This window comes from Endozoicomonas sp. SESOKO2, from assembly GCF_024606245.1.
Lineage (GTDB): Bacteria > Pseudomonadota > Gammaproteobacteria > Pseudomonadales > Endozoicomonadaceae > Endozoicomonas_A.
In genome coordinates this window covers 1-12,619 of sequence record NZ_JAHHPQ010000477.1, presented here as the reverse complement: position 1 = coordinate 12,619, position 12,619 = coordinate 1, and the positions used below count along the sequence as shown (strand labels likewise).

Sequence of the window (12,619 nt, the reverse complement as noted above, 5' to 3'; positions counted from 1 at the left end):
AAGGAATTAACATTCTTGCAGACCTTCCCGCATGGCCGCTGTTGTCCATCCTCCCCGACCACAGCTACGTCACAGTTTTTTTTCCCGCTGTGGACGTTTCTCTTGTGATTCCACAAGGCTACAAAATTCCTGCAGACCGCCCCACACGGCCGCTGCTGGCCATCCTCCCCGATCATGGTCACGACACAGGTTTGTTGCCTGGTGTGGGCTCTTGTTTTGTGCCCCCACAGGGCGTTACTATTCCGGCAGAGCACCCCGCACGGTCGCGGCTGGCCATCCTTTCCGATCACGGTTACATCACAGTTTTTTTGCCCACTGTGGTATCTGTTTTTGTGTGACGACAGCGATTGAAGATTCTTATAGGTCCTGCCGCATGGTCGCGGCAGGCCATCCTTTCCGATTACAGTCACATCACAGTTTTTTTGCTCAGTGTGGTATCTGTTTTTATGTGACGACAGCGATTGAGCGTGCTTATAGACCATGCCACATGGCCGCTGCTGGCCATCTTTCCCGACTATGATCACGTCACAGGTTTTTGGTCTGCTGTGGTCTCTTTGTTTGTCATCTGACAGACCTTGAGTACTCTTGCCTCCCCCCCTGCAAAGCCGCCACTGGCCATCCTCCCAGTCTTCTCCCGTCTCCCAGACGCATTGTTCGATGTTGTCTGTTGCTTGCATTGCGCCTGACTGTGAAAGATGAGGCTGGCTCTGACTCAGTTGGGATGATTCATTGTCTGTTTGTTGTGTTTCTGTATGGTTAAGCATTACGGCGATTCCGATTGCTTCGGAAAGATTCAGTAATAGTTGATCAGAATCCCAAAGTTCTTGAAGGGGGGGGAGATCAGTCCATGACTCGAAAAGCAGTTCTTTTTGGGAATCTGCAGCGTTCTCAGGATCAAAATGGCCTATGCAACGAAGGCAGCGTCCAACAGCTGAGTGGGGACATGAGCTTTGTCCGGATTCAGCTTCTGTTTGGCTTGTCGAACTTTCCCCCGAATTCAGCGACAATTCAATAGCCTCCGTGCTAACGGGTGATGTTCGGAGTATACAAACGCCACGACAGGGATAGACAAAACAATTCAGACCCAGAGTATGCAGGTGTTTTTGAGGGCCTCTGTTGCCATCACCATAGTCAGTATTTAAGTAGCTCATGGAAAAGCCTGAGCGGTGGGTAGTTGTCTCCGGGGCTGGCTGGCTGGATGACTCTGATGACAGGTTTGGTTGTTGGTTGTGTCCCGCGCCAATCATCATAGTGATGGCCGCAAAGGAGTGCCTCCCCTCTGTCAACACAGAGGTTGCCTCTTGTTCTTCAATCGGGTTAAACAGCGGTGAATCGGAACTCAAATAGCTTTTTAAAATCCAGGCGACAACGATAACCACTTCTACAGGTAGCCATGAATAAAGGGTGATGCTCATAGGAGCATCTTTGGTGGTAAGGATCAGTTCATAGGCAACCGGTAGGTGAGTGGCATAAAGCCACTGCCACGAAATCGATTCAATGATGTTCGATTTTGCTCTGTGACTGTTAATCCTTTGTCGTTTTTTATCGGGTTTTGAATCTGATCCTGCGTAGCCGTTTTTGTCGGCAATGTCTGAAAAATTATGCAGGTCATGCATCATAGAAATGCTCTGGTTTGAAAAACCTGTTTTCTGCCCAAGTTCAACAACAAAACGTTTTGTCAACGCTTCGGTCTGGCAGACAATAGAGAACGACAGTAGCCCAAGCGATAACGCAAAGAGTGAATATTTAATAATTCTATCCCTGCCTTCCGGTCTAGAAAGAAAGGATAGATCAAGAAAATGAAAAGGCAGTTGTCAAATCAGGGACCGGGGTCATCGCTCTGGTTCAAATCAGCAGGCTTGCGTTTCCGGTGTTTTCTCTTGTGCTCCGACACAGATTCAGCATTATTGCAAATCCTGCCGCATGGCCGTTGCTGACCATCTTCCCCAATCACGATCTCATCACAGGCTTGTTGCACGGTGTGCTCTACTCTTTTGTGACTCGAGAGAGCGCGAGCACTTATGCAGGCCTTCCCGCACGGTCGCGACTGACCATCCTCAGCGACCACAGTCATTTCACAGGTTTGTGGCTCGCTATGGTGTCTTCTTTTATGATCTGTCAGGCTTCCGGCATTTTTGCATAACTTCCCGCAGGGTCGCAGCTGGCCATCCTCCCCGACCATGGTCACTTCACAAGTTTTTTGCCCGGAATGGGCTTTGCTTTTGTGAACCGACAGAGCTAAGGCATTCTTGGAAAGTTTCCCGCACGGCCACGGCTGGCCATCCTCCCCGACTACGGTCACGTCACAGACTTTTTTCCCGGTGTGGCATCTTCTCTTGTGATTCAACAGGGCGCGGGCGTTCCTGCAGAAGGTTCCGCATGGCCGCTGCTGGCCATTTTCTCCAACCACCATCGCGTTACAGGTTTTCTGCCCGGAGTGGTATCCGCTTTTGTGCTGTGACAAAGCCTGAGCACTCTGACAGACCCACCCACATGGCCGCTTCCGGCCACCCTCTCCGACCAGGGTGACACCACAAACTCGTTGTCCGCTATGGGTTCTTCTTCTGTGACTTACCAGAGCAATAGTATTCTTGCAGACCTTCCCGCATGGCAGCAGCTGGCCATTCTCTGCGACTACTTTTACTTCACAGGTTTGTTGCCCGCTGTGTGCGATTCTCTTGTGATTCAACAAGGCTTGAACATTCTTGCAGACAGTCCCGCATGGCTGCTGTTGACTATCCTCCCTGACTATGGTCACGCCACAGGTTTGCTGCCCGCTGTGGATTTTGCCTTTGTGATCTGACAGGGCTTTAATACTTCTGCAGACTTTCCCACATGATTGCTGCTGACCATCCTTCCCAACCACAGTCATGTCACAGGTTTTTTGTGCGATGTAGTCTCTTTGATTCGTCAGAGCTTGTTGGTGATGGGCGGCCCCTCCGGAAGGAAGGCAACCCGAAAATGGAGTCTCCGTTGGGTCTGTGAGATTGGGAGCCGTACAGGAAATCCCGTTTTCTTCCGGAAGACAATGATTGCTCAGACTGAGTAACCCATCGATTATAACCCAGTCATCAGCGTTGGCAGACAACTTCCCGGGCACTTGTACATCATCATTAAATCTCCCTTCAAGGGCATTGGCACAGGCGGGCTCCGCACTCATTGAGTGTGTAGCATTTCCAAAATCAAAATGGTTTATGGAGCTAAGGCAGTGTTCATTCACCGAATGAGAACGTGAGCTTTGTCTGGATGTTGCTCCTGATGGTCGCAATTGACAGACGCCATAACAGGGATGGATGAAACAATTTAAACCTAAAGTGTGTGAGTATTGTTCAGTGTCTCCGTTACCACTGCCGGAATCAGAATAAAGGAGGCTGGTGAAAGAGCTTGAGGAGTGGGTGGTGGCTGCCGAAGCTTGGTGGCCGGATGATTGTGATGTTGGATATTGTAATGAGCTACCTCCAGAACCATGCATCATAGTGGTGATCGCAAACGGGTAACCCCTCTTTGTCAGCATAGAGGTTACCTTTTGTGGTTCAATCGAAAAAAACAGCGGTGAATTGGGCTTCCAATAGCTTTTTAAAAGCCGGGCAACAACGGCAACCACTTCTACAGGTAGCCATGAATATAAGAGAGAGCCAAAAGGAGTATCTTTCGTAGTCGGGATAAATTCGTAACCAACCAACAGATGAGTAGCATAGAGCCATTGCCACGAACTCGACTCGATGATGGTCGTTTTTACTCCATAATTGCAAACACTGTGTCGTTTTTTATCAGCAAGAGAATCTGATCCTGCATAGCCGTTTGTGTCAGCAATGTCTGAAAAGGTGTGCGGGGCACGCTTTATAGAAAAGCTCTGGTTTGGAAAATCGCTCTTCTGTCCAAATTCAACCACAAAACGCCTTGTCAACGCTTTTGCCTGGCTGAAGATAGACAACAACAATATCAGCAACAGTGCCGCAAAGAGTGAGCGTTTAATAATTCTATCCTTGCATTTTAATTTACAGAGAGGAAGGATGGACCACCCCGTGAAAGGGCGGGCGTCTGATCAGGGACTGATATCATCCTCCTGGTCCAGATCAGCAGGCTTGCGTTTTCGGTGTTTTCTCTTGTGCTCCGACATAGATTTAGCATTCTTACAAATCCTCCCGCATGGCCGTTGCAGACCATCTTCCCCAATCACGGTCACATCACAGGCTTGTTTATCTGTGTGTACTCTGATTTTGTGATTCGATAGAGCATGAACATTCTTGAAGACTGTCCCACATCGGCGCTGTTGGCCATTGGCCCCGATCATGGTTACATCACAGCTTCTCTGCCCACTGTGACATTTGCTTTTGTGAGCTGACAGAGATGCAGCATTTTTGCAGACTTTTCTGCATGGCCAATGCTGGCCGTCTTCCCTGACTACTGTTACGTTGCAGGTTTTTTGCCCGCTGTGATCTCTTCTTTTGTGGTACGACAGGGAATTACTGTTCTTGCAGACCCTCCCGCATTGCTGCTGTCGGCCATCTTCCCCGACCACGATCGCGCCACAGGTCTGTTGCCCCCTGTGGAATTTGCTTTTGTGATCATTGAGGGCGCAAGTACTTCTGTAGATCATCCCGCATAAGCGTGGCTGACCATCCTCCCCGACCACAGTCACGTCACAGATTTGTCGCCAGCTGTGGCATAGACTTTTGTGATCCGACAGGGCTTTAGTATGTCTGAACATCGCGCCGCATGAACGCTTCTGGCCATTTTCCCCGATTACTTTTACGTGACAGGTTTTTTGTCCTCGGTAGTCTGTGAATTGTGGTGTACCTGACTGTGAAAGTTGAGGCTGGGTCTGACACAATTGAGATAAGTCAGTGACTGTTTGTTCTGTCTCTCTAAGGTTAAGTGTCATGGGACTTCCGAATTTTTCGCAAAGACTCTGTGGTGGTTGGTCAAAGTCGCATCGAAGTGGTATACGAGAGAAATCAACCCATCTTTCGAAAAGCGGTTTATGTCGAGAGTGTTTAGCGTTTTCCGGATCAAGATCCCCCATGCAAAGCAAGCAGTATCCAAAAGCCAAATGGGGGCATGGGCTTTGTCCGGAGGTTGCTTCTGTTTGGTTTGTGAAACTTTCTTTTAAATTCAGCGACCAACCATCAACCCCACTGCTATCGGATGATTGTCGCCATTGACAAACGCCACAACAATGATCAACAAAACAATTTAAACCCAAAGTATGCAGCTGTTTTTTTGGGCATCTGTTACCGTCGCCACATTCAGTATTCAGGTGGCTGCTGCGAGAGCCTGCAGGGTGGATGTTGGCTTTTAAGGCATGTTGGCTGCATGCTTTTGATGGCTGCCCCTGCTGTGGGGTTTGTTCAGAGCCAACCATCATAGTGGTGATCGCAAACGAGTTATCCTGACTCTTGGTTTGTTGTTCAATGGCGCTAAACAGCGGTGTACAGAGGTTCCAATAGCTTGTTGAAAGCCAGACAACAGCGACAACCACCTCTAAAGACAGCCATGAGTATGGGTTGACACATATAGGGGCATTTTTGGTCGTCGGGATCAATTCGTAAGCAACCAGAAGATCAGTGACGTAAAGCCATTGCCATGATATCGATTCAATAAGGGCCGTTTTTACCCTATAACCTCCGGGCCAGAGTGGTTTTTCGTCAGGTGGCGAATCCAATACCGCATAGTCCCTTGTGTCGGCAATGTCTGAACATAGATGCTGGTCACGCTTTATAAAACAGCTCTGGTTTAAAAAACCTGCCTTCTGTCCGAACTCGACAATAAAAAGCCTTGTCAACGCTTCAGCCTGACAGGCAAAAGACGACAATATCAACAACAGCGGCAGTGCCACAAAGAGTGAGTGTTTAATAATTCTATTCTTGCTTTCTGGTATACAGACAGGAAGGATAGATCAAAGAAATGAAAGGGCGGGTGTCAAATCAAGGTTTGGGGACATCGTACTGATTCGCACCAACAGTTTTGCGTTTTCGATGTCTTCTCTTGTGGTCTGCCAGGGATTTAGCATTCTTACAGACCAGCCCGCATGGCTGCAGCTGCCCATCCACCCCAACCACGGTCACGTCACAGGTTTTTTGCCCCGTGTGCTCTCTCCTTTTGTGATTTGACAGGGCATAAATATTCTTGCAAACTCTCCCGCACTGCCGCGGCTGGCCATTCTCCCCGACCACTGTTACCCCACAGATTTTTTGCCGACCGTGAGCCCTGCTTTTGTGATCCGACAGGGCGTTAGCATTACCGAAAACCTTTCCGCATGGCCGCCGCTGGCCAGCCTCTTCGAACACGGTCACGTCACAGGTTTTTTGCCCGGTGTGGTTTCTCCTTTTGTGCGAAGACAGGTAACTGGCACCCTTGAAAACCTTCCCGCATGGCCGCTGTCTGCCATCCTTGCCGATCACGGTCACGACACAGACTTCATGCTTAGTGTCGTATTTTTTTTTGTCATTTGACAGGGCTTTTTGACAATGGGTAGCACCTTCGGAAGGGAGACAATTCAAAGCTGAGTTCCTCATTGGGCGTGTGGAATGGGTAAGCGTGATGGAAATCCCGTTTCCTTCTGGAAAACTATGACCAGCTAAACTGAGTAACCCATCGATTATAATCTGGTCATCAGCCGTGACAGACAAATCCGCGGGTATTTGCACATTATCATTGGGTGCCCGGTCAGAGGCAGAGGTACAGATGAGCCCGGTACTCGTTGATTGTGTAGCGTTTGCAGGATCAAAATAGTTTATACAACTAAAGCCGTGTTCATTCGTCGTGTCTGGGTATGAACTTTTTAGGGATCCTGATAACCGGAATTGACAAACGCCATAACACGGATGGACGAAACAATTTAAACCTAAACTGTGCAAGTATTGATGAGGGTCTCTGTTACCACCGCCATACTCAGAATACAGGAGGTGAGCGAGAGAGCCTTTAGGGTGGCTGGTAGCTGCCAAGACTTGCTGGCTGGGTAATTCTAATGGCGAGTATTGAGATGGGTTGTCACCAGAGCCATAAGTCATAATGGAAGTCGCAAACGCATACTCTCCCTTCAGCAAAGATATTGCCTTCTGTTGCTCAATCGGCTTAAACAGCACTGAATCGGGGTTCCAATAGCTTTTTAAAAGCCAACTGACAGTGATAACCACTTCAAAAGGTAACCACGAATCTGGTTTGGCGCCCAGATGAGCGTTTTTGGTGGTCAGAATCATTTCGTGATCCATCCACAGATGAGTGGCGTAAAGCGGTTGCCTCGAAATCGATTCAATAGTGATGGTTCTTATTCCGTAAATAACAGGTTTGTGTCGCTTTCTATCAGATGATAAGTCAAGTCTTACACAGCCGTTTTTGTCAGCAGTGACTGACGGGCTTTGCGACAATGTATGCCGACCACGCTTTATAGAAAAACTCTGGTTTGGAAAGACTGCATCCTGTCCAGGCCCAACAATAAAACTTCTTGTCAACGCTCCGGCCTGACAGGCGACAGACAACAACAGTAGCAACTGCAGTACTGCGAAGAGTGAGTGTTTAATAATTCTATCCTTGTATCCTGGTTTACAGATAGGAAGGATAGATCAAGAAAATAACTGTGTTTTTACGCCAAAAATCTTCTGTTAAAAACTCTCTGTTAAAAACCAAAGGCGACAACGGGAATAAACTCATCCTTTCTGATCCACATCAGCAGGCTTACGTTTTCGATGCATTCTTTTGTGGTCCAGCAGGGCTCTGGCATTATTGCAGACTTTTCCGCATCGGTACTGTCGGCCATCCTCCCCGACTATGGTCACATTACAGTTTTTTTGCCTGCTATGATCTTTGCTTTTGTGATAAGACAGGCGTTGGGCATTCTTGCATACTTTCCCGCATGGCCGCGGCTGACCATTCTCATCAACTACAGTCGCGACACAAGTTTGCTGCCCACTATGGACTTTGCTTTTGTGATCCGATAGTGCTTGAGCACTCCTACAGATTTTCCCACATGGCCATTGCTGGCCATCCTCCCCAACCACTTCCACTTCACAGGTTTTTTGCCCGGTGTGGTATCTTCTTTTGTGATCCATCAGGCTTTTGGAACTCTTGCAGATCTCCCCGCATGCTCTCTGTTGGCTATCCTCCCCGACCACTGCCACATCACAGGTTTGTTGCCCGGTGTGATATCTTTTTTTATGAGATAACAGGCATTGTGCATTCTTGCAGACAGTCCCGCACGGCCGCTGCTGACCATTTTCCCCGACCACAGTCACGCCACAGGTTTGACGCCCGCTGTGGAATCGGCTTCTGTGATCTGTCAGAGCTTTAATACTTTTGTAGACCTTGCCACATGTTCGCTGCTGACCATCCTCCCCGACAGTGATTGTATAACAGGTTTTTTTCCCACTATGATGTCTCCTTTTGTGATCTAACAGGGCTTGAGCATTACTGCAGACCTTTCCGCATGGGCGCTGCTGACCACTCTCCCCAATCACGGTCGCGTCACAGTTTCTTTGCCCGGTATGAATTCTACTTTTGTGAGACGACAGAGATTGAGCGCTCTTGCAGACTGTGCCACATGGCCTCGGCTGGCCATCCTTCCCGATCACGGTAACAATACAAATTTTTTGTTCAATGCCGTATTTTTTTTTGTGATCTGACAGGGCTTGTTGCAAATGGGTAACCGCTCCTGACGAAAAACAACCCGAAGATGAAATCCCGTTACCTTCTGCAAGACTGTAGCCGCCCAGACTGAGTAACCCAACGATTATAATCTGGTCATCAGCATTGACAGACAAATTCCCGGGCATTGGTACATCATCATTGAGCGGCTCGTGAGGGTCGTCGATATAGGTCAGCGCTGCGCTCATTGAGTGCGTAGTGATTCCAGAATCAAAATAGTCTATGCAACTGAGGCTGTGTTCTTTCACCGAGAGAGGATACAAATTATGTAAGGGTGTTGCTCCTGATGGCCGGAATTGACAAACGCCATGGCAGGGGTGAACGAAACAATTTAAACCTAAAGTGTGTGAGTGTTGCTGAGGACTTCCTTTACCATGGCCAGAGTCAAAACACGGAAGATGAGCAGAAGAGCCTACAGTGTGACTGGTGGCTGTCAGGGCTTGCTGGCCGGATGATTCTGATGACGGATATTGCGGTGGGTTATCTCCGGAGCCAGTTATCATAATGGTGATCGCAAGTGGACGCCCCCCCCGTAGCGTAGAAGTTGGCTTCAGTTGTTCAATCAGGTTGAACAGCGGTGAATCCGGGTTCCAATGGCTTTTTAAAAGCCAGGCGACAGCAAAAACTGCTTCTGAAGGTAACCATAAACAAGGGGTGAGGCATACAGGGGCATCTTTGTTGGTCAGGATCAGTTCGTAAGCAACCAGAAGATGAATGGCATAAAGCCATTGCCATGAAATCGACTCAATGATTGTCGTTTTTACTCCGTAACCTCGGGGCCTTTGGCGTTTGTCATCATTCCGCGAAGTTGATCCTGCGTAGTCTGTAGTGCCAGTATTGTCTGACGACTTGCCCGCTAATGTAGGTCGGCCTGATTTTATAGAAACATTCTTTTCTGGATAAGCTGCACCCTGTTGAAGCTCGAAAATAAAATGTCTTATCAATGCTTCGGCCTGACAGGTGCCAGGAAACAACTGTAGTAACAGCAGTGCCGCAAAGAGTGAGTGTTTAATAATTCTATCCCTGCATTCTGGTTGACAGAGAAGAAGGATAGATCAAGAAAACCTCGTTAAAGGGCAGGTGTCTGATCAAGGACTGAGGAAGTCGTTCCGGTTAGAATCAACGGGCTTGGGTTTTCGATGCATTCTTTTGTGATTCAAAAGGACTTGAGTATTCTTACAGACTCTCCCGCATGGCTGTGGCTGGCCATCCAAACCAACTACGGTCATGTCACAGGTTTGCTGCCCGGTGTGGTCTCTGATTTTGTGAACTGACAGGGTTATATTATTTTTGCAGACCTTTCCGCATGGCCGCAGCTGGCCATCCTCAGTGAACACTGTTATTTTACAGCTTTTTGGCCCACTATGGCTTCTTCTTTTGTGATCACTCAGGGCTCGGGCACTCCTGTAGGCCTTACCGCATAACCGCGACTGGCCATCCTCCCCGACTTCAGTTACGTCACAGTTTTGTTGTCCGCAGTGGTAGCTGCTTTTGTGATATGACAGGCGGTGAACATTCTTGAAAGCCTTCCCGCAGGGCCTCAGCCGGCCATCCCTCCCGACTACGGTTATGTCACAGGTTCGTTGCCCGCTGTGGTATCTGTTTTTGTGAGCTGTCAGGCGATTAGCATTCATGTAGACTCTTCCGCAGGGCTGCTGCTGGCCGTACTCCCGAACACGGTCACGTCACAATTTACTTGTTCTCTGTCGTATTTTTTTTGCGATCTGATAGAGTTTGTTGGCATTGCGTAGCCCCTCCCGAAGGGAGGCAACTCGAAGATAAGGATCCCATTGAGCCTGTGAAATCGGCAATCGTACGGAAAATCCCGTTTTCTTCTGGCAGACTATGACCACGCAGACTGAGCATCCCATCGACCAGATGATCAGGGCTAAAAGGAAAATTCCCGGGCATTTGCACATCATCATAGAGCGGACTGTCGGAGTCAGTGCTACAGGCGAGCCCTACAGTCATTGATTGTGTGGCGTTTTTAGGATCAAAATCGTCTATGCAACTAAGGCAGTGATCAGTTTTCGTGTGAGGGCAGGAATTTTGTGGGGGTGTTGCTCCTGATGGCAGGAATTGACAAACGCCATAACAGGGAAAAACGAAACAATTTAAACCCAAAGTATGCAGAAGTTTTTGAGGGCCTCCGTTGCCGCCGCCACAGTCAAAATGAAGAAGGCCAGGAAAATAGCCTATAGGTGGGCGGGTGGTTTCAGTGGCTTGCTGGCTGGATGATTCTGATGGCGGGCATTGTGATGGGTTATCTCCAGAGCCAGGCATCATAGTGGTAATCGGAAACGTATTACCCCGCAGTCTCAATATAAATTTAGTCTCTTGCTGTTCAATCGGATTAAACAGTGATGAATCGGGGCTCCAATAGTTTTTTAAAAACCAACCGACAACAACAGCCACTTCTAAAGGTACCCATAAATGAGAGGGCGAGCTTAGAAGAGAGTCTTTGCTGTTCAGAGCCAGTTCGTAACCAACCAGCAGGTGGAGGGCGTAGAGCCATTGCCACAAAAGCGACTCAATCAGGGACGTTTTCATCCCGTAACTGTATGGTCTGTATCGCTTTTTATCCGATGGCGAAGTTGATCCTATGTAGCAGTTGTTGTCGTTAATCTCTGACGGGTTGCCCGTCAATGAATGCCAGTCACCTTTTACAAAAAAGACCTGTTTTGGAGAACCTTCATCCTTTTGAAGCTCGATAATAAAATGTCTTGACAGCGCTTTGGCCTGGCTGACGAGAAACAACGACAGTAGCAACAGCAGTGTCTCAAAGAGTATGTGTTTATTAATTCTATCCTTGTTTTCTGTTTGACAGTGAGGAAGGATAGATCAAGAAAAGCACGTGAAGTAGTCGGCGTCAGATCAAGGACTGAAGTGATCGCCCTGTTCCAAATCGACAGGCTTACGTTTTCGATGTCTTCTTTTGTGGTCCGTTAGGGCCTGAGCGTTCTTACAGCCCTTGCCGCATGGCTGCAGCTGGCCATCCTTCCCGACCACTGTCTCCTGACAGGTTTGTGGACCGGAATGATATCTTCTTTTGTGAACCGACAAGGCCACAACACTATCGCAGGTCATCTCGCATGGCCGCGTCTGACCATCCTGCCCGACTACGGGCACGTGACAAATTTGTTGTCCACTGTGGTATCTGGCTTTGTGATCCAACAGGTATAGAGAATTCTTGCAGACAAAGCCGCATGGTAGCCGCTGGCCATCATCCCCGACCACTGTTGTGTCGCAGATTTTCTGCCCACTGTGGATTTTTCTTTTGTGATACGTCAGGTTGCGAGCATTTCTGCAGGCGGCTCCACATGGCCGCTTTTGTCCGCCCTTCCCGACTACCATCACGTTACAGGTTTTGTGCCCGCTGTGGTATCCACTTTTGTGATCCCACAGGGCTTTGAGATTCTTACAGACCTTTCCGCATCGTCGCAGCTGGCCATCTTCACCGAACTCCATCAGATCACAGGTTTTTTGATCAGTGTGGTATTTACATTTGTGTGCCAACAGGGCTTCAACATTCTTGCAAACCATCCCACATGGCTGTTGCTGACAATCCTCTCCAAACACCATCACTTCACAGGTTTTTTGCTCACGGTGAACTCTTTTTTTATGATGTTTGAGGGTATTAGCATTCCTGCATACCGTCCCGCATGGCCGCTGTTGTCCATCCTCCCCATCCACTTCCACGTCACAGGTTCGCTCTCCGCTGTGGAATTTGCTTTTGTGATCAGTCAAGGCGCAGGCATTTCTGCAAGCCTTCCCGCATGGCTGCTGTTGACCATCCATCCCAACCACGGGTACGTCACAGGTTTGGGGCCCGCTGTGGCTTCTGCGTTTATGATCTCTCAGGGCTCTCATATTTTTGCAGACCTTCCCGCATGGTTGCTGCTGACCATCCTCCCCGACCATGGGTAAGTCACAGGTTTTTGGCCCGCTGTGGTATCTGTTTTTGTGATACGAAAGG

Annotated in this window: 8 protein-coding genes; all 8 read right to left on the bottom strand. The window is 48.7% G+C overall.

Translation table 11 applies throughout. From position 1 onward, the window contains the following. Window positions 1–1,682: hypothetical protein (locus KDK17_RS10760; RefSeq protein ID WP_257288074.1), on the bottom strand; the 1,682-nt coding region annotated here is incomplete at its 3' end. A 137-nt stretch (window positions 1,683–1,819) separates the two neighbouring features. Further along, window positions 1,820–3,934, bottom strand: a complete 2,115-nt coding sequence (locus tag KDK17_RS10755; RefSeq protein ID WP_257288073.1) for a hypothetical protein — start codon at window positions 3,932–3,934, stop codon at window positions 1,820–1,822. A 111-nt stretch (window positions 3,935–4,045) separates the two neighbouring features. Next, window positions 4,046–5,824 carry a hypothetical protein gene (locus tag KDK17_RS10750; protein WP_257288072.1) on the bottom strand — a complete coding sequence of 593 codons (1,779 nt, stop codon included), beginning with the start codon at window positions 5,822–5,824 and terminating at the stop codon, window positions 4,046–4,048. Between the two features lie 103 nt (window positions 5,825–5,927). After that, the gene (locus tag KDK17_RS10745) at window positions 5,928–7,454 is read right to left on the bottom strand and encodes a hypothetical protein (RefSeq protein WP_257288071.1); all 1,527 of its coding nucleotides are present in this window, start codon (window positions 7,452–7,454) and stop codon (window positions 5,928–5,930) included. Window positions 7,455–7,649: 195 nt separating this feature from the next. After that, on the bottom strand, window positions 7,650–9,587 hold the full coding sequence (locus KDK17_RS10740) for a hypothetical protein (RefSeq protein WP_257288070.1): 1,938 nt from the start codon (window positions 9,585–9,587) through the stop codon (window positions 7,650–7,652). A 144-nt stretch (window positions 9,588–9,731) separates the two neighbouring features. Next, a complete protein-coding gene (locus KDK17_RS10735) occupies window positions 9,732–10,277 on the bottom strand; it encodes a hypothetical protein (RefSeq protein WP_257288069.1) in 546 nt (181 codons plus the stop codon). A 58-nt stretch (window positions 10,278–10,335) separates the two neighbouring features. Then, entirely contained in the window at window positions 10,336–11,412 is a 1,077-nt protein-coding gene (locus KDK17_RS10730; protein ID WP_257288068.1) for a hypothetical protein, read from the bottom strand. A gap of 105 nt (window positions 11,413–11,517) precedes the next feature. After that, the coding region (locus tag KDK17_RS10725) for a hypothetical protein (protein ID WP_257254203.1) at window positions 11,518–12,619 on the bottom strand (1,102 nt) is incomplete at its 5' end.